Source organism: Anaeromassilibacillus sp. Marseille-P3371, from assembly GCF_900169665.1.
Lineage (GTDB): Bacteria > Bacillota > Clostridia > Oscillospirales > Acutalibacteraceae > Anaeromassilibacillus.
In genome coordinates, this window is sequence record NZ_LT835157.1 from 2,950,309 (window position 1) to 2,968,982 (window position 18,674).

Genomic DNA, 18,674 nt, shown 5'->3' on the forward strand with positions numbered 1-18,674 from the left:
GCCAGTTTCCCGGCGAGCCGTGCCTCAAGGCTCAGCCTTGAAGGGCCTTCAAAATTAAACAACGTTTTGAAATGTTTCCTCGTAATGCCTGACCTTGGATTTAGATCAGTTCTTCAACCAATCGTTTCTCCATAGAAAGGAGGTGATCCAGCCGCACCTTCCGATACGGCTACCTTGTTACGACTTCACCCCAGTCGCCAATCCTACCTTCGGCAGCGTCCCCCTTGCGGTTAGACTACTGACTTCGGGTATTACCGGCTCCCATGGTGTGACGGGCGGTGTGTACAAGGCCCGGGAACGTATTCACCGCGGCATGATGATCCGCGATTACTAGCAATTCCAACTTCACGTAGGCGGGTTGCAGCCTACGATCCGAACTGGGACCGTTTTTAGAGTTTTGCTCCACCTCGCGGCTTTGCTTCTCTCTGTTGACGGCCATTGTAGTACGTGTGTAGCCCAGGTCATAAGGGGCATGATGATTTGACGTCGTCCCCACCTTCCTCCGTTTTGTCAACGGCAGTCCTATTAGAGTGCTCTTGCGTAGCAACTAATAGCAGGGGTTGCGCTCGTTGCGGGACTTAACCCAACATCTCACGACACGAGCTGACGACAACCATGCACCACCTGTCTCTGCTTTCCCCGAAGGGCACCTAACGTATCTCTACCTCGTTAGCAGGATGTCAAGACCTGGTAAGGTTCTTCGCGTTGCTTCGAATTAAACCACATACTCCACTGCTTGTGCGGGCCCCCGTCAATTCCTTTGAGTTTCAACCTTGCGGCCGTACTCCCCAGGTGGATTACTTATTGTGTTAACTCCGGCACGGATGGGGTCAGACCACCCACACCTAGTAATCATCGTTTACGGCATGGACTACCAGGGTATCTAATCCTGTTTGCTACCCATGCTTTCGTGCCTCAGCGTCAGTTAAGGCCCAGCAGGCCGCCTTCGCCACTGGTGTTCCTCCCGATCTCTACGCATTTCACCGCTACACCGGGAATTCCGCCTGCCTCTACCTCACTCAAGACCCACAGTTTCAATAGCAGTTCCAGGGTTAAGCCCTGGGATTTCACTACTGACTTGCAGATCCGCCTACGCACCCTTTACACCCAGTAAATCCGGACAACGCTTGCTCCCTACGTATTACCGCGGCTGCTGGCACGTAGTTAGCCGGAGCTTCCTCCTCAGGTACCGTCATTATCTTCCCTGAGGACAGAAGTTTACAATCCGAAGACCTTCTTCCTTCACGCGGCGTTGCTGCATCAGGGTTTCCCCCATTGTGCAATATCCCCCACTGCTGCCTCCCGTAGGAGTCTGGGCCGTGTCTCAGTCCCAATGTGGCCGTTCAACCTCTCAGTCCGGCTACCGATCGTCGCCTTGGTGGGCCTTTATCTCACCAACTAGCTAATCGGACGCGAGTCCATCTTTCAGCGGATTGCTCCTTTGGTCGCTGTACCATGCGATACTACGATCTCATGCGGTATTAGCATTCTTTTCAGAATGTTATTCCCCTCTGAAAGGCAGGTTACTCACGCGTTACTCACCCGTCCGCCACTAAGTTAAAAGAGCAAGCTCTCTTAACTCCGTTCGACTTGCATGTGTTAGGCACGCCGCCAGCGTTCGTCCTGAGCCAGGATCAAACTCTCTAAAAATTGTATTTAATCGCTCCGTAGAGCGTTTAAATCTTTCTAGAGTTTTGAAAAGCTCTATCCGATACACTAACGTGTATTCCAGTTTCTCGAGTCTGGATTCTCGTTTCGTCCGAAAGTTCCGTTCCCATCCTCTCGGATGTTCCCGTCCCTCTCAAAGTCATTACGGGTCCTTTTTCATTTCGTAACGTTGTTTAATTTTCAAGGTCCTTCGCAACCTTCAAACCGGCTTCCTCTCTAGGTTTATGGCCTCTCGCCTTGTCCCTTTCGTTTGGGCCGTTTCGTAAGGTGCTCGAATATAATACCAAACCCTACCCCTTTTGTCAACACCTTTTTTGAAAAAATTTCAATCTTTTTTGAAATCCTTTTTATCTCCCCGATTTTTCCTATGAAAAAGGCCGGTATAGCGCCTTTTCCGAATCGCTCCTTCCAGAGAACACAAGGCATGTCCAAACAATATTATGAATAGAAAAAGGAGTTTTTACCATGTTTTTTATCCGCACTCGTGATTGCGTGAAGCTTGCAGTCTACGATCCCAATCCTTTGGGAAAGGAAACCATTCTGATGATTCACGGTTGGCCGCTATCGGCCAAGATGTTCGAATACCAGCAGGAACTTCTCATCAAATGCGGCTATCGAGTGATCACAATGGACTTGCGGGGCTTCGGTCATTCCGATGCCCCTGCCTGTTGTTATCATTACGACCAAATGGCATCCGATATCGACCAAGTCGTTCGTGCTTTACGCCTCCACCGATTTACCCTCGTTGGATTCTCCATGGGAGGAGCGATTGTCCTTCGCTATATGAATCGCTGTCGTGGCTATGGTGTAAAAAAGCTTGTCCTTTTGGCAGCAGCAGCTCCCCGCTTTACACAGACGCCGGACTTCCCTTATGGAATGACACAGGATGCTGTAGATCAAATGATTGAGCAAATTCAAACAGATCGCGCTCAATTCAGCGAAGATTTCAGCCGGAAACTGCTTTATAGCCCTCATAGCGAAGCGATCAAAGACTGGTTCTGCGATCTTTCCCTCTCGGCCTCCAGCATCGGAACGAGCGCCACGGGCTACGCCCTCAGGGATGAGGACGGCTGTGCCGACTTGTACAGTGTGCATGTTCCAACGGGAATCTTTCACGGTAAACAAGACCAAATTGTGCCGTTTGAACTGGGGGAACTGCAAAACCAGCGGATCGCCGGCTCTCAGCTCTTCGCCTTCGAAAACAGTGGTCATGGCATCTTCTACGATGAATTGGAACGTTTTAATCAATGTTTCCTTCAATTCCTAAAAAGTTAAGCGAAACATCAAAACCGGCCGCAGTATTTTAGTGCTTTTTTACAACACGAATCTACACTGCATTGCCAGGTATGTTAGCTTATATATTATTAACAAACAAAACGATCGGTTTCTCAACAAGGGCAAGACGACTAAACGTTTTCTTGCCCTTTCCTTTCGGAAATATGGATGGGTACGCCATTGACCTCTACCCCTTCCTCCGCACGGATGAGGATGTATTTCTTTCCATCGATTACGCGGGTTTCCAATAGGTCGCTCCGCTCTGGATTTACGCGGATGGTCACATCCGGGGTACACACTTCAAACTGCCTACTATTGACGATGTTGCGCGGCCGGATGGCCATATCCGAACCGAACTCTGTATCATATTTTTCGGAAAAGGCAACCGTTCTCTCCTGCGGAACCCCACAGGATTCCAAAACCTGTTCGACGGTTCCCTTGGAAATGACTAAGGGTTCCACTTCCTTATTTGCCTTATGTTCTTCAATCATCCCGCTCAACTGGTCGTGCACAGACTGTATTACATCATAGCTGCAATCATCTGCCAGTGTCTCTCCCAATATCGATTCAAAGGTTTCTTTTTGCGCAGCAGCTGACATCGGAATATCACAACGGAACACAGCGTCCACGAATTCCGGATGGATTTCTGCAATATCGCGTGAATAATACAATACACTGTAGATATTGGTACTGCGATCCTCAAAAGCAGGAAACAGGAATCCCAGCTCTGGCGCAGCAACAATCCAATCCTCCCTGCGGTTGTGGAAGGCGTTTTCATTGATATAGTAACTCAAGGCTGGTTTGGTCAGTTTGACCGGGCAAATACTACATAAGAAGTACGAGTATACCTCTGAAGAGGCATCCCCCTGCTGTTCTCCATCCTTAGAACGGTAGGGGACATCGTATGTATCGTGGGCCAATAGGATGACGTAATGCCCTTCGATGGAAAGCGACTGGACAATCCGCTGAAAAAGCTCCTGGATAGCCTCGTCGTTTTCAAGGGCAGAGTTTCGGAGCTCCATCAGCAAACGGTGTTCTTCACTGTCCACCACCTGTTGTGTGGCGAAATCAATGTCGATCAAATTCTTTCCTAGGGTTCCGGACAATGTGCGCTTGAGAATGGTCAACAGTTTTTCAGCTTCCTCCTGCGGGGTCAAAGCCAACGACTGGCGAAATTCCGATACAATCTCATGTTTATCATTTACATAACAGCCTCGGACACAAGTGATATTGCTTTTATCTGGTCGAAAACGCCGGCGAATTTCAGCGACTTCTTTTTCGTTCATGGCAATCTCCTCTCTATTAGTAGTCTATCTGTTGTACCAAACTTTGGGTTCTATTATACCATACGGAGAGGTTTATTGAAAATGTTTCGCCCGATCTCTCCTCTTTCTTCTCTTTAGTAGCACAATCATACGTACTCTGCAAAAAGCACTTTTCATAAAACGACCATACACGCTTTTTCGCTCGCCATTTCGCCCCGTTTCTCAATCGGCTCCACGTCATTTTCTCTTTATATCCATCATGCTAATATGGTCAAATACAAATTTTAACGTGGCCTTAATATGCCCGCGATTTTCTTAATCTCATGTTATTTTGATCCGTGTTATACTCTTGGCACATGGACGCAAGCATATCATGAGGAGGCCTTTGAATGGATGGCTATGGCATATTGACGTTGGTCCCTGTTTTATTGGTTATTGTATTTGCATTAAAGACGAAACGAACTCTGGAATCCCTGATTCTCGGCACCCTATGTACATACATCATTACCGACGGTTGGGGGTTCGCTCAAGGTTGGATGGATGCTTTTTTCCGCGTTGTAACCGATTATAGCCACGAATGGGTATTCATGGTTTGTGGGCTGTTTGGATCGCTGATCGCTTTGGTAGGCGCTTCTCGTGGCACACTCGGATTTTCCCGCCTATTAGAAAGGCTCTGCAAAGGTCCCCGCTCCAGTATGCTGCTGACCTGGGTTATGGGGATTCTCATTTTTGTTGACGACTATTTGAATATTATGACATTAAGCACCTGCATGCGGCAAATCTCCGATCGCAAAAAGGTTCCGCGTGAAGCATTGTCGTATATCATCGACTCTACCGGCGCCCCTGTATGCGCATTGCTTCCTTTCTCCACATGGGCGATCTTTTTCTCCGCCCTATTCTTCTCTGAACCCGGTGTAGCAGAACTGGGCTATGGCAACGCCCTGCAAACCTTCTACCACATTATTCCCTTTATCTTCTACGCGATTGCTGCCGTTCTCATTGTCCCGCTCTTTATCAGTGGAATCATCCCCAAAATAGGGCGGATGCGTAAGGCGTATGACCGCGTAAAAGCAACCGGACAAGTGTATTCATCGGAGAGCGAATCTCTGAATTTTGAGGATGACGAAGGGGCTGAGGGAACCGAGGGCAGTTTGCTGGACTTTGTACTGCCGATCGGTGTGCTGATTTTTCTTGCCATCTTCACCGGGGAATTATTTCTCGCTGTAACCGCAGCTATCGGCGTTTGCTTTATATTGTATCTTCCCCGCCGCCGTATGACTTTTTCCGGCTTCTGCGATTTGGCCATGCATGGATTTTGTAATATGATTCCTACCGTTGCAATTATTTTCTTCGCTTTTGTGATGCAGGAGGCCATGTCTGACATCGGCATCGCAGAATACGTCATTCACGCTATCAGCCCCTATATGACTGCTTCGATTTTACCGGCAGTGGTGTTTGTCGCTGTGGCCATCCTCAATTTCAGCACGGGCAGCGTGTGGGGAGTGCCTGCGATTATTGTCCCAATTATTATGCCTCTGGCCAACATGCTGGGAGCTAATCTCGTATTGGTCATGGCAGCGGTCGTCTCCGGCGCAACATTGGGGAGTCATGCTTGTTTCTATTCGGATGCCACCGTATTGACTTCCAGCTGCTGCAAAATGCAGAATATGGACCACGCCTTTTCACAAATGCCTTACGCCGCCATGGCCGCCGGTGTCAGTTTCTTTGGCTATCTGGCCTGTGGATTTCTGATGTAAAAGGAGAGGATTCTATGCCGTTCCACATCGTATACGGAGATATTACACAAATGCAGGTGGATGCGATCGTCAACGCCGCCAGCGTATCTTTGAAAAAGCGGCCGGGCATCTGTGCAGCCATTTTCCATGCGGCGGGAGAACACCTGTTACAAAAAGCCTGCCGCGACGTGGGATATTGTCCGCCGGGGAAAGCAGTGATTACGCCAGGGTTTCATCTGCCTGCTCGTTTTATCATCCATACGGCCAGTCCGGGCTGGTTCGGTTCCATTCACAATGCACGTCGAATTCTAAAGCTTTGTTATTTCCATTCTATGGGATTAGCAGCGGCCTATCGCTGTAAAAGTTTAGCTTTTCCTTTGATTTTCTCCGGCGATTACGCCATTCCGAGACAGGAAGCTTTAAAGACCGCTGTAGCCAGTATTCAGCTTTTTTTGCAGCAGCACCCTTCCATGGAAATCTATCTGGTGTTGTACCGACGCAGCATTTATGAGTACGCCATTCGGACGTATGGCTGTGGAGAACCATAAGTATCTAAAAAACCGTTCTTTCAAGAGAAAAAGAGAGACCATTCTCCGACAGGTTGAGAATGGGCTCTCTTTTTATTTTATATCAAAAAGTCACCTCCGCAATCCGTATAAAGCGGAAGGGATTCAAGCAAAAACATAAAAAAGCTACATTTCAAAAAATCGAAATGTAGCTTTTAATTTGGAAGGGGTGGACACTTTAGATGCCGCTTCCAGCGCGGGCACTTTGCCCGAGTAAAAAAGAAAAGAGTCTGAACGCGAATTGCGTCCAGACTCAGTCTGGTGGAGGAGGATGGATTCGGACCATCGAAGCTGAAAAGCAACAGATTTACAGTCTGCCCCCTTTGGCCACTCGGGAACTCCTCCATATGTGCCGCTTCTTTTGGAAGCAAGCTTGTTTCTGGTTCTGACAGGGAATTCTTCCCAAAATAAACTCCGCGTCAGCAGAAAGCAGGAATCCTGCTGGAGCTGGTGAACGGACTTGAACCCCTGACCTGCTGATTACAAATCAGCTGCTCTACCAACTGAGCTACACCAGCATTTGTATCACTCAAGAGTGCTTGATTAATATACCATACACTTTACGGGTTTGTCAAGCCCGAAAAGAAAAGATTTTTGAAAAATTTGGTTTAATTTTCATCGATAAACAGATATGGGCGCAAAGCCTCCACGGAATCCGCAAAATGTGCTGCTCCTGCAGCTGCAAGTTCCTCCTTGGTTCCATAGCCATATGACGCGGCTAAAAAATCCACTCCGGCCTCCACTGCTCCATTTGCATCAAAATGTGTATCGCCAATCATGACAACTTCCTGCTTTTGCGCACCTCCACACTCCCGGATTGCCTGTTCAATCATTTCCGGCTTGCTGGAATGGAATCCATCCGGCCCTGCTGCTACCAATGCATCAAAATATTCGAGAATCCCAAAATGCTGTACAATCCGCTCCAAAGCGGGCTTGGGTTTGGAAGAAGCGGTAGACAGCTTGGCCCCCGAAGCTTTTAAATCCTTCAAAAGCTCTTGAATTCCAGGATACAAACGATTTTCTATCCAGCCGATACGATTATACCGTTCCCGATAAATCGCTACCGCCTTTTCGGCCAGCTCCTTGTCCATTCCACAGAAATTTTGAAGACTTTGTCCCATGGGTGGACCGATAAACTTGCGCATAATCTCCGGCGGAGGAACGGGAAAACCCACGGCCTGAATCGCATGCTTAGCACTATTGAGAATGCCTTCTCCGGATTCACACAGAGTTCCGTCCAAATCGAAGAGAACAATTTTATATCTGCTTATCATCGCCTAGCCCTCCACTGTTTCCATATCCTGTGGTACCGGTATTTCTTGACAATCGTCTGAATCACATCCGGCAAGACACATGCCCCTAGTATGTCCATTTACGCAAAAAAACCGTTCTTTTACCCGGTACTTTATATAAAAAGAATTGATAAAAAATATTGCATCATAGTCAAAATAAATGACCATATATAGAGGTATGATTAAAATTTTTTAATATAAGATTTTCTAAGAAGAACATCCATTTTCAAGACAACTTCCAAGTATAATATTCGATGTTTCCAGCTCTTTCGCTTTTTGCACGCCATTTTTATTTTTTACATACTTTAATCCATTGTGCCAAATGTTGTCAAGTGAAACCAACAAAATATCAAGAAAATACTTGACTTTATCACTATGACAAGGTGTATGCTCATTTCAGAACCGGTTCTTAATTTCTACAAAAAGGAGCATGGCTATATGTTATCCATTGGCGAATTTTCAAAGCTGGCGCATATTTCCACCCGTATGCTGCGCCACTATGACCGCATTGGTTTACTACATCCTTCACATGTTGGAAATGAAAATGGTTACCGGTACTATGAGCAAACACAACTGGATACATTGGCAAAAATTGAGACATTAAAAGGATTTGGGTTTACGCTTGCGGAGATCGCTGCTCTGCTTCCCCTTCCACAGGAAGTCCTCGCCCTACACATACGGGCACAAATAACGCATACTAGCCAGGCGATGGAAAAGATGCGCAAGTCCATTCGCCTTATGGAACAAGCCATTGCTCAAATGGAGGGAATCGAACCCATGAATGAGCCCTATTCCGTTCGGATCATGCATTGTCCGGAACAAAATGTCATTTCTATTCGCAAAACCATTCCACCCGAACAGATACACGCACTCTTTGCCGAACTTCACGCCGAGATGAACCGTCGTGGCCTTCAGCGCACGGGGCCAACACAACTGCGCTTTTTGGGGGAGGAATTTTCCTATGAGGCGATGGAGGTAGAAGCACAGGCCGTTGTATCCGCCCACGGACCCAATATTACCACCATTCCCGCATGTCTCTGCGCGGCTGTCGTGCACACCGGCCCCTATGAGACCATTCGATCCGCTTATGACGCTCTAGGAACGTGGCTAGCAAAGCATCTGGAATATCAAGTCTGTGGTCCTGTTATCGAACGGTTTCTCTGTGATGAGGAAATGGTGCAAAATCCCGAAGAGCAGAAAACCGCGGTTCTTTTTCCAGTCACACCCTTGCAAGGAACTGAAAAAGGCGATATGATGAAACAGCAAGGATAAAAACACAGTGCGGTTGGTAGTCCGTGCGCTGGAATTTCCAGTCAGTAACCCTCCCTCCCATGGGTCGTCCGTTCTTTGCAGGATTCAACAATGGGAGGAATTCAAATGGACACAACAGCAGCCACATTCACCATCTATTTTGAGGGACCATTTTGGGTGGGCATCTATGAGCGCACACAAAATGGCAGCCTGGAAGTATGCCGAGTCGTCTTTGGTGCAGAACCAAAGGATTATGAGGTATACGACTTTCTTCTCAAATACTGGGGATGCATGCAGTTTAGTCCGCCCGTGGCAGCAGGACAAGCCCCAGCAGAGATTCGGAACCCCAAGCGGGCACGGCGTACGGCAAAACAATCGATGACCCACAAGGGAACCGGCACGAAAGCACAGCAGGCCTTGCAGATGCAGCGGGAATTGGGCAAACAGGAGCGGAAAGAAAATCGGAAAAAGAAATCCGAAGAGGAAAAGGCTCGACGGTTTGCCCTGCGTCAACAACGTAAGAAGGAAAAGCACAGGGGCAGGTAAGGGGCTTACCTGCCCCTGTGTTCTTTTTGTGCGCCGTCTCTATGCTGGTCCTTTCGCAAAAGCCGCCCTCCAGAATGGGGGATGGATTGAAATTCTTGTGGTGGGGTGTTCGTAAGCTACTTTCGACGTGTCACCCTCCATGCAGAGGGTATGGATTGAAATTCTTGAGACGCCTCGTTGTTGGCCTCATAGAGGTAATAGCCACCCCCCATACAGAGGACGTGGATTGAAATCACCAGATCATGGCCAGATTTTGTCAGGGGCTCAATCCCCCTCCATGCGGAAGGTGCGGGTTGGAATGTGCCCATTATCATCATGCCCATTCATTCGATATGCCGCCCTCCGCCGAAAAGATATGGGTTGAAATATGCGTCCGAATTTGTTAGACGGAACAAATCCTGAATCGGTTTCTCCTTCGAAACAGGATTCCAGCAAACGGCTTACATTGACCTGGGGGCCCCGAAGATCCGGATATCAGGCGTTTTGCTGCACCTTATTCTGTTTCCTTCGGTCGCCGCATCGCGCGAAGGCGTTCTTTGTCCGCCGCTGGCACGCGGAAAGATTCTGTCATTTTCTGAATCGCCTTGTTGAATGTAAAGGCATCCAAACGGCTTTCTTTCAGATACCCCATGGTTTGCTGCGGGTCATGCGCATAACATTCCGCGAGTGCCCAGGCAACTGCCATCTGTGCATAGTACCCCGGGTGCTGAACACGATCCAAAATATCCAAGACTCGGTCAAAATATGCCTCTTGGATAAAATGATCCAAAAGCATCACCACGCCAAAACGCACCTCAAATTCCCGCTCCGAGGAAAAATAGGGTTGCAAAAAATCCCACGCCTGTTCGGGAACCTTCCGGACAAATTTTAACGTATTGCAAAAACTATCGCAAGTGGACCAGTCGTTGATTTCCGGCACAAAATGCGCCACATGGACGAACAATTCCCCGGCATCTGCCTTTGCATAACCGATCACCATCCCTCGTAGGAGAGTCTCTTCAAAGGATTCATCCATCTGTAGGGAAAGAAATGCGCGCCAGTCACTGCGCGCAATCCGTTTCGCCAGGCTTCGCAATGCAGGCAAACGCACTCCTAGCATCGGTTTCCCGCCGGGAATGAGACCGGAGGCAAACGTTTGATAGTCCGGTTCGGCCATCTCCAGCAATGCCCGCTGAACCGTCTTCCTGTCCCAGTGGACAGACTCTTCAGCACATCGCATGGTTATGCTCCAATCGTAATAGGACTTTTTTGCAGTCTAAACCGCCGCCGTATCCGGTCAAGCTGCCGTCGGCGCCAATCACGCGATGGCAGGGGATAAAAATCGGAATGGGGTTGCGGTGATTTGCCATTCCAACCGCACGGCATGCCTTTGCGTTCCCTACCTGAGCAGCGATCTGTCCATAGCTCCGTGTTTCCCCGTAAGGGATTTTTTCGAGTTCTGCCCAAACAGCCTTCTGAAAAGCAGTGCCTTCGGGAGCAAGAGGAAGGTCAAATGTCCTCCGTTCACCGCTCAGATACTCCCGAAGTTGTTCCGACGCTCGCCGGAGCAATTCGGTTTCACAAACCGGTACATCCTTCGGAACTTCCTCCCCAGGAAGCCCCAAGAATACGATTGCCCCTTTCTTTTCGCCGATGGAAACCCGGCCTAGTTCCGTATCGTAAAAAAACAGACAGTCCATCTTGTTTCTACTCCTTTTTCCCAGTTTTGTTTGTACATCGCAAATCAGCTAACACTCTTTCGCTGATGTTGGTGACTGATTTTCAATCGATCACAGCATGAGAAGGATGTCTTCTCTTTTATTATAGGGGTAGTTCCTCTTATTCGCAAATCCTTTTGTGATTTGTCAAAATCTTGCATCACTGCTACAAAAAACGGACGGATGTTCATATCCGTCCGTTTTTTCGATTTCGTAAGGTTTTTCCGAATATTGCATAACGGGGGTATAGGATCAAGCTGGCAGTGTACTACCGGAGTAGGGGTAGATTTCCTGTAAGACGGTTCACCTGCTTGACCGGTCCGCAAATCGCCAATCCCAAGTAACGCAGGTCCTCTTCTGGAATCGTAGCAGCCTTGTCCATCCATTCAGAGTAGGTACGGCAACCCTGTGCTACATCGGAAAAATCCACCATAATGACATCCGCGTATTCTGAGCAATTGAACTTCTCTCGCAGTTTTCGCAACGATTCCGGGTTTCCCTGCAATACGGGTACAGGCTTTTCAATGATTCCACGGTGTTGTGTTCCAGAGGCGTCCTTCACATCTTTTCCCACCTGTTCTGGAAGTTCCTTTCCCACGGTGATCCCAAGAATGCCTGCTGTATTGGCGATCACCCCAACTGGTAGCTCTCTATCAATCACCATGACGCATTTCCATTCATCTGCCTGCATGTTTTTTCGCTCCCTTTCCCCGATATTCCGATAGAAACAAGCCTGCCAACGTCAATCCCATTCCTATCAAAGCCATCCAGGTGACCGGCTCCTTCAGAACAAGAGCAGAGGTCACCACTGTAACCACCGGAACCAAATAAATATATACGCTTGTCTTAACCGCACCGAGCACTTTGACAGCCACATTCCATGTGACAAAGCAGAGAGCAGACGCCCCCAAACCCAGGTAAAGTAAATTCAGTGTATGGACCGGTTGGAGCAATTGTTCCCACGCTGGATGAAAGTCCAAAAAGAATAGGGCTGGAATCATAAATAATAAGCCGTAAAAGAATACGCGGCGGGTAGTCTGGATCGTGGGATAATGAAATTGGCTGATCTTTCTCGTCAGTACGGAATAAAGCGCCCATACCACAGCCGCTAAGACGGCCAAAAGATCCCCGGTAGGATTGAGCTTCAACACAGTACTTCCATTAAACGTAATCAAACAAATTCCTGCGATTGCCGCAAAAAATCCGATGAAAAATGGCGCTTGTAATGGTTCTCCGTCCAAAAACCAATGGGCAAATAGAGCGGTAAAAAACGGCGCCACGGAAATAATAATGCCAACATTGGAGGCCAAGGTATAGGTAAGCGCTATGTTTTCCAACAAAAAATATAGTGTTACTCCACAGATGCCCGCGCCTATAAAATATTTTTCTTGTTTGCGGTCCGTCACTTTGAGGCGGTGCGGGCAAGCGATACAGAGAGCAATTGTCCCCAGTAGGAACCGGAATACCAATATTTCCACCGGACTGAATGCACGCAAAAGTACCTTTGTAGAAATAAAGGTGGTTCCCCATATCAAGATCGTCAATACGGAAAGCAGATGCCCCGCCGCTATTTTAGTTTCCTTCATCTTTGATGCTCCCTTTTAAAAAGATATTGCCGTATTGGCGAGGAGTCAAACCAATCAGGGTTTTAAAAAAATTGGTAAAATGACTCTGATCGGAGAATCCTGTCCGAAAAGCCGCTTCCGCCGGAGACGTTCCCTCTTCCAACAGTTTTTTAGCCTTTCCGATGCGAACGGTTTCCAGGTAGCGATACGGGGAAATCCCTTTCTGTCTTGTAAAAGTGCGCAACAAATGATATTTACTTCGGTTGGCAATCGCGGCCAATTCATTGAGTGCGATCGTTTCCGCATAGTGCTCCTCCAAATAGGCGCAAACTGCCTCAATCGCTCCGTCAAATGCCTGTTCTTCCGGCGATATGGAGGGTTCTGCATATGTGTGGATCAGCTGCTCCATCAGGAAGAAGAACAATTCCTCTTTTCGAAAACTCGCGTCCCCCTGAGCAATCCGGTCGTGTAGCTCACATAAAACCGCTGTGTGTTCACTTTGCAACAATACATTCGGTTGGAAATAGGGCAGATACTCTCGTCCTGTAATTTCCCCCGCCATTTGGCTCATCACTTCTGGTCGGATATTCAGACAGCGCCAATCCAAAGGTACCTCCGACACCTGCGTGCAGGCGTGCGTGTCTCGTGGATTGAATACCAGAAGGTCACCCGCCTGAACGAGATATTCACGGTTGTTGCACCGTAGCTGCCGGAGGCCGCTTTCCAAGAATCCAATCACGTACTCCTCATGGAAATGGTTGGGAAAATCTTGGACAATTCCCTGCAAAAAGTATGCCTCAATATGTAATTGGGTGTCAAAACAAATCATTCGATTTTCAATAGACAATGATGTTCCCTTCTCTCCCCTGTCTCTGCACATCAGTTTACCATGAATGCCTGTGGTTTGTCTTGTAGGATATTGCTCTTTTTGGATGGAACCAATAGGAAAACCCGCTGCCGAAAGAACTTCTCTCAGCAGCGGGTTTGTATCGACTATTGAGCCCGATAGATAATGGTCAACTGCCCATGCTCATCGGTGCGAACTTCTGCCCGTACACCGTAGACCTCGGCAATCATCTGCTCTGTAAGAACCTCACGGGGCCTTCCATAGCCATAGATTGCGCCATCCTTGACAACATAAAGGATATCGCTGTACATTGCAGCTAAGTTCAAATCGTGAAAGGCAGACAAGACCGTCTTATGCATCGACTTGACGATGTTTAATAGCTGAAGCTGATATTTAATGTCCAGATGATTGGTCGGCTCATCCAAAATTAACGCTTCTGTATCCTGTGCCAGAGCACGAGCCAAAATAACACGCTGTTGTTCTCCTCCAGAAAGGCTGGAAAAAGAACGGTTTTCAAACCTCTCCATACCTACTTGCCGTAGTGCATCCCGCATCATTGCGTAATCTTCCGCCGTATCGCGATCCATCGTACGTTTATGAGGGGAACGCCCCATCAGCACGATATCCTTTACAAGAAAATCAAAATCATAGGCATTGTGCTGCGCAACCACTCCTAGGCGGCGTGCGGTTTCCTTATAACCCATGTGCGTAATTTCTTTTCCATCCAATAAAATGCATCCCATCTTAGGCTGTAATACCCGGTAAACACATTTTAAAAAAGTGCTCTTGCCGCTGCCATTTGGGCCAATGAGCCCCACAAAGCAGCCGTCCTCTGCATGTAGGGATACATCCTTTAAAATCTGTGTGCTGCCCCAAGAAAAGGAAAGGTTCTCTGCGTCAATCCTCATGCTGCCTTCCCCCCGAACGAATACGTCTTTTTGATTAACAGTAGGACAAACGCCGGAGCGCCCACAATGGAAATCAAGATTCCAATCGGTAATTCTGCATTCGGAATGATCGTGCGGGCCACCACGTCCGCCCACACCAAGAAAATTCCACCTGCCAGTGCAGAGAGTGGCAAGAGTTTTCGGTGATCCACCCCGAACAACACGCGAATTACATGTGGAATAATGAGCCCGACAAAACCGATCACGCCGGAAGCATATACAACAAACCCAACAACCAGCGACGCGGCCACAAGATAAACCTGCCTGTATCGGTGCAAATTTGTCCCCAACGTAATCGCTGTATCGTCTCCCAACAACATAAGATTTAGCGTCCGGCTTTGTGTCAGGAAAAAAGCCAAGGCCAACAGCACCACCAAGAAGATCACACCATTGCTCTCCCATTCGGCGCCCGCTAAGCTCCCCATCAACCAAAAGGTCACCGTCATAAAGCGTCCGGGATCATCCGCTACATAGACAATAAAGTTTGAAACGGCAGAACAAACGGAACTGAGTGCGACACCGGCTAACACCAGTTTGACCGAGGTGGCACGCCCTCCCAGGTGTGAAATCCAAATGACCGCAAAAGAAACCCCCAATGCCCCCAAAAAAGCACATGCCCCCACACTGTTGGAACCAAACACCCCGATTCCCAGGAGAATGGCTGCTGTCGCACCAAGGGATGCTCCCGAAGAAATTCCTAGAATATATGGATCTGCCAATGGATTCTGCACCACCGCCTGCATGACAACGCCAACTGTCGCCAGTCCCATGCCCACAGCGACTCCCAACACAATGCGCGGCAAACGAATGAACCAGACGATGTCATGGACAGCACCCTGGGCCAGTACGGCAGGATCACCAATATGAAACCATTCAAACAGGATGATGTCGTACACCTCCTGAACCGTCAAATCGGCCGAACCTACCGTCACGGCAAAAAGTACAGAAAGCACCAGTACTGCCAATAGAACGACGATGGCGCAAACATATGCCGGGATTCCACGGAACACGCCGGTGGCAAGCCGAGAAGCTTCACCCACAACCGATTGTGGTTTTCCACGCGAAGATATAACTTCCGTTGCCTCTGAATCCTTACGCCGCATGTTCATTCCCATTATTCATCGATCCCATAGAGGCACTTGAGGAACAACTTTACGGTGTCCTTCGTACGGACTCCCGGCGCATAGGCGAGGCTGTATTCCACCGGATAGATGCGTCCGTTCTTTACTGCATCTACGCTGGCCAAGGCAGGATTCTCCGTATAAAGGGCAATCGCTTCCTCATCAGAAACAGAACCAACATGTACCGCAAAGATGGCCTCTGGGTTAGCCTCTACGATCTCTTCATCGGTCCAGCCTGCCTGTCCAAGCGGCTCCGCCCCCATCTGTGCCGCAATATCGCCGGCCGCAGTCTTTGCATGGTAGATGTCATACTCGCCTTCCCATTTTTCAGCAATCAAGATTCTCTGTGGTTCCCCGCCTTCTGCAGCCTGCTTGCCCTGATCGACAAATTTTTCGATATCTGCAATGATCTCTTCCGCCTTGTCCTGCCGGTTATAGATCTTTGCCAAATTGCGAATATCCTGATACTCATTTTCCAGAGATTCATCGCCGCGCAACACACTGTTGATGGTCGTATAGGTGCCAATTCCACGGTCATGCCAGAAATCCACATCTCCCATACGGTCCTCCATATTGAACAGGGAATACCAGCCAATCACCATATCCGGCTCCAAGCTTAAAGCATACTCTTTGACAAAATATCCGACGTCTTGATGATTTTTCAGAAGGTCCAACTTGGCAAACTCCTCTGCGTATTCGGGCATGACACTGCTACAATCGGCCACCATCTCAATCTTATCGCCTAAGCCAAGCGCCAAAAGAATTTCTACATTGTTCCGTCCATAAACCAGCGTTTTTTCTGGACATTTTTCAAACGTATAAGGGACCAATTCCCTTGCATTATTATAAACTTCAACCGTCACCGGATAGTAATCGGTATCCTCCGGGGAAGCTTCCTGTGAAGAAGCTTCCGAAGAAACTGTCTGGTCCACATCCGATGACGTATTTTCCGACTCGGAGGATACCTGTGAGGCATTTCTACAGGCCGCCAAGCTCAGTAGCATCGAAATCGCCAATAGGGCTGCGAGAATTCTTTTTTTCATCATTCTTCCACTCCTTTTCGATCTGTAAAGCATGCTTTTGCGACAAAAGACAACAAAAACGCCCGCAACAATTGTTGCGGGCGGGGCTTCCAGATCGTCAAAAGGGCGCACGTCCCCCTTGGACGTTTTCTGGCAACCGGCTCCGTCGTCCGCAGAATGGTTACCGAGTTCATGGCAGGTCTTCTGACTCATGCATCATCGCCATATTCCACCTTCTCAACAGAAATTTCTGTCAATGGCATTTGGGAACTGGCTCCGCAAACACAGCAACGGGATTGTACAAGATTCGCACTTGTTTCCCTTTTCATCAAACCACTCTATGGTTTGAACCATAAACCCTATTCGATTCTTTTGTCGTTTTAAAGTATAGAACATCCTTTAAAGAATGTCAATCGACCGCTGCCTATTCCACCACTCCTGCTAATGCCTCTCTCCCCTTTCAAATTATATCCCACAAAAACAAAGCCCCTGCACCGGTTTTCCGGTACAGGGGTCTTTGTCTGATATGGACCTGCTGTAAAGAGGATTGCCTCCTCAACTTCTGTTATGGGAATCTTTCTCCTTACAGATTTTCACGGATTCGCCAAAAGTTTTTTCACCCTCATCACAAAAGGTTCTCCCCCTACTCTTTCGATTTCTGCCTGAGATAACGTTGTCCGGCCTGTGGTTATCGTGCAATGCGGGCATTACATTCTGAAAGATCTGATAATGTCGTATAGGTACTCCTATTCCATCCCAATTCGTGCGTACTTTGGCCTGCGATGTATAACGTCTTGCTCCCCTACAGTGTGTCCTTTGGAAATTTTCTACTGTTGGCCGCCAGGCATGTAGCGCCTGCATATCTACGTCTTTTTCTACACTAGTGTTTTGCTGTTGACCGTCCAACTTTTGCCCAATACAGACGGTTGTCTTTCCCGAGTTATACAGTATTAAGTCAACCACCCGGACTCATAACGTTTTTCTCATCTAAGGTGTTTCCTTCGGAAGTTTCCTACTATTGGCCTCCGGGCACGTAGTTTCTTCATACCTACAACATTTTTATGCAAACATTCTGCTGCTGACCGTCCAACTTTTGCCCGATACGGACGGATGTCTTTCCAAATCTATCCAATATCCAGCCAATCACCCGGACAAATAGCGTCTTTCGTACCTGAGACTTTCCCTATATACAAGCCCCCTGCTACTGGCCGCCGGGCATGTAGCCCTCCGTACTTACAGAATTTTTTACGCAAACATTCTACCATCGGCCATCCAATTCTCGCCAAATACGGACAGATATCTGCCCCAAGCTATCCGGTATTCAGCCAACCGCCTGGGCAAATAGTGTCTTTTACTCCTAAGATTTTTCCTATGGAAGTTTCCTCCTCTAAGCCGTCGAGTACGGTACGTAGTACCTTTATGCCTATGGCATTTTTACAGAATTTTTACCAGATACGGAGGATGTCTCCCCCAAGTTATCCAGTGTGCGGCCAATCGCCCGAACGCACAACGTCTTTCACACCTAAGGTGTTTCCTAGAGTAGTTTCCCGTTAGTGACTGCTAGGTCTTACTTTGGATACGAGCTGCTTCCACTCTTTGTACAACACGATTCCAGTATTTATCGATTATTACCGATTTTCCCTGTAGAAACACCTTCTATCCCATTCCCAAGAGTTTACCATATCCATCCAACCATACGAGCAATGGCGATACAATAACGCCACCATACGATACATCCCTATCCCTGAGATACGTCCGTAGCATCCGACTTGGATTTGGGTTCCATACCAGGAACATTAGCGCTAAATCTGACAACTCACGAACGCTGTCGGTAGGCGGATATGCTTCCCATTCTGGAGCATTACCTCCCGTATCT

The 18,674-nt window shown here is 48.1% G+C and carries 15 protein-coding genes, 2 tRNA genes, 1 rRNA gene and 1 riboswitch; of the genes, 5 read left to right on the forward strand and 13 right to left on the reverse strand.

Annotation, left to right across the window (positions count from 1 at the left end):
* Window positions 1–135: 135 nt before the first annotated feature.
* A 16S ribosomal RNA gene (locus tag B9Y59_RS12435) occupies window positions 136–1,650 on the reverse strand.
* Between the two features lie 483 nt (window positions 1,651–2,133).
* Here B9Y59_RS12435 and B9Y59_RS12440 point away from each other — a divergent pair.
* Window positions 2,134–2,943, forward strand: coding sequence for an alpha/beta fold hydrolase (locus B9Y59_RS12440; RefSeq protein WP_085533801.1), 810 nt, complete (start codon window positions 2,134–2,136; stop codon window positions 2,941–2,943).
* 131 nt (window positions 2,944–3,074) lie between these two features.
* On the opposite strand, the gene B9Y59_RS12445 is transcribed toward B9Y59_RS12440, so the two are convergent.
* Window positions 3,075–4,229 (reverse strand): DUF4317 domain-containing protein, encoded by a 1,155-nt coding sequence (locus tag B9Y59_RS12445; protein WP_054324909.1) that lies wholly within the window; start codon window positions 4,227–4,229, stop codon window positions 3,075–3,077.
* A 368-nt stretch (window positions 4,230–4,597) separates the two neighbouring features.
* Here B9Y59_RS12445 and B9Y59_RS12450 point away from each other — a divergent pair, with 368 nt between their 5' ends.
* Window positions 4,598–5,965 carry a Na+/H+ antiporter NhaC family protein gene (locus B9Y59_RS12450; protein ID WP_085533803.1) on the forward strand — a complete coding sequence of 456 codons (1,368 nt, stop codon included), beginning with the start codon at window positions 4,598–4,600 and terminating at the stop codon, window positions 5,963–5,965.
* A gap of 14 nt (window positions 5,966–5,979) precedes the next feature.
* Entirely contained in the window at window positions 5,980–6,492 is a 513-nt protein-coding gene (locus B9Y59_RS12455; protein WP_085533805.1) for a macro domain-containing protein, read from the forward strand.
* 277 nt (window positions 6,493–6,769) lie between these two features.
* On the opposite strand, the gene B9Y59_RS12460 is transcribed toward B9Y59_RS12455, so the two are convergent.
* The 3 genes from B9Y59_RS12460 to B9Y59_RS12470 all read right to left on the reverse strand — a co-directional run bounded on the left by B9Y59_RS12460 (window position 6,770) and on the right by B9Y59_RS12470 (window position 7,784).
* Window positions 6,770–6,855: transfer RNA gene (locus B9Y59_RS12460), tRNA-Tyr, on the reverse strand.
* 97 nt (window positions 6,856–6,952) lie between these two features.
* Window positions 6,953–7,028 (reverse strand) — tRNA-Thr (locus B9Y59_RS12465).
* A 90-nt stretch (window positions 7,029–7,118) separates the two neighbouring features.
* Window positions 7,119–7,784: an HAD hydrolase-like protein gene (locus B9Y59_RS12470; protein ID WP_085533807.1), complete on the reverse strand. Its 666-nt coding sequence runs from the start codon at window positions 7,782–7,784 to the stop codon at window positions 7,119–7,121.
* A 456-nt stretch (window positions 7,785–8,240) separates the two neighbouring features.
* Here B9Y59_RS12470 and B9Y59_RS12475 point away from each other — a divergent pair, with 456 nt between their 5' ends.
* Window positions 8,241–9,074 (forward strand): MerR family transcriptional regulator, encoded by an 834-nt coding sequence (locus B9Y59_RS12475; RefSeq protein WP_085533809.1) that lies wholly within the window; start codon window positions 8,241–8,243, stop codon window positions 9,072–9,074.
* Between the two features lie 105 nt (window positions 9,075–9,179).
* Window positions 9,180–9,599 (forward strand): YjdF family protein, encoded by a 420-nt coding sequence (locus tag B9Y59_RS12480; protein WP_054324904.1) that lies wholly within the window; start codon window positions 9,180–9,182, stop codon window positions 9,597–9,599.
* A gap of 493 nt (window positions 9,600–10,092) precedes the next feature.
* Here the strand turns inward: B9Y59_RS12480 and B9Y59_RS12490 are convergent, their stop codons facing one another.
* The 8 genes from B9Y59_RS12490 to B9Y59_RS12525 all read right to left on the reverse strand — a co-directional run bounded on the left by B9Y59_RS12490 (window position 10,093) and on the right by B9Y59_RS12525 (window position 16,822).
* Window positions 10,093–10,818, reverse strand: coding sequence for a DNA alkylation repair protein (locus B9Y59_RS12490; protein WP_085533814.1), 726 nt, complete (start codon window positions 10,816–10,818; stop codon window positions 10,093–10,095).
* Entirely contained in the window at window positions 10,805–11,278 is a 474-nt protein-coding gene (locus tag B9Y59_RS12495) for a methylated-DNA--[protein]-cysteine S-methyltransferase (protein WP_085533817.1), read from the reverse strand. Before B9Y59_RS12495 ends, B9Y59_RS12490 begins: the two co-directional genes overlap by 14 nt.
* A gap of 286 nt (window positions 11,279–11,564) precedes the next feature.
* On the reverse strand, window positions 11,565–11,987 hold the full coding sequence (locus B9Y59_RS12500) for a DUF2000 domain-containing protein (protein WP_085533819.1): 423 nt from the start codon (window positions 11,985–11,987) through the stop codon (window positions 11,565–11,567).
* Window positions 11,974–12,882 (reverse strand): DMT family transporter, encoded by a 909-nt coding sequence (locus B9Y59_RS12505; protein WP_085533821.1) that lies wholly within the window; start codon window positions 12,880–12,882, stop codon window positions 11,974–11,976. Before B9Y59_RS12505 ends, B9Y59_RS12500 begins: the two co-directional genes overlap by 14 nt.
* Window positions 12,869–13,708, reverse strand: a complete 840-nt coding sequence (locus B9Y59_RS12510; RefSeq protein ID WP_143255313.1) for a helix-turn-helix domain-containing protein — start codon at window positions 13,706–13,708, stop codon at window positions 12,869–12,871. Before B9Y59_RS12510 ends, B9Y59_RS12505 begins: the two co-directional genes overlap by 14 nt.
* Window positions 13,709–13,854: 146 nt before the next feature.
* Entirely contained in the window at window positions 13,855–14,616 is a 762-nt protein-coding gene (locus tag B9Y59_RS12515; protein WP_085533825.1) for an ABC transporter ATP-binding protein, read from the reverse strand.
* Window positions 14,613–15,770: a FecCD family ABC transporter permease gene (locus tag B9Y59_RS12520; RefSeq protein WP_242967309.1), complete on the reverse strand. Its 1,158-nt coding sequence runs from the start codon at window positions 15,768–15,770 to the stop codon at window positions 14,613–14,615. Before B9Y59_RS12520 ends, B9Y59_RS12515 begins: the two co-directional genes overlap by 4 nt.
* On the reverse strand, window positions 15,770–16,822 hold the full coding sequence (locus B9Y59_RS12525; protein WP_158089032.1) for an ABC transporter substrate-binding protein: 1,053 nt from the start codon (window positions 16,820–16,822) through the stop codon (window positions 15,770–15,772). Before B9Y59_RS12525 ends, B9Y59_RS12520 begins: the two co-directional genes overlap by 1 nt.
* A 153-nt stretch (window positions 16,823–16,975) precedes the next feature.
* Window positions 16,976–17,168: riboswitch (cobalamin riboswitch) on the reverse strand.
* Between the last annotated feature and the right edge of the window lie 1,506 nt (window positions 17,169–18,674).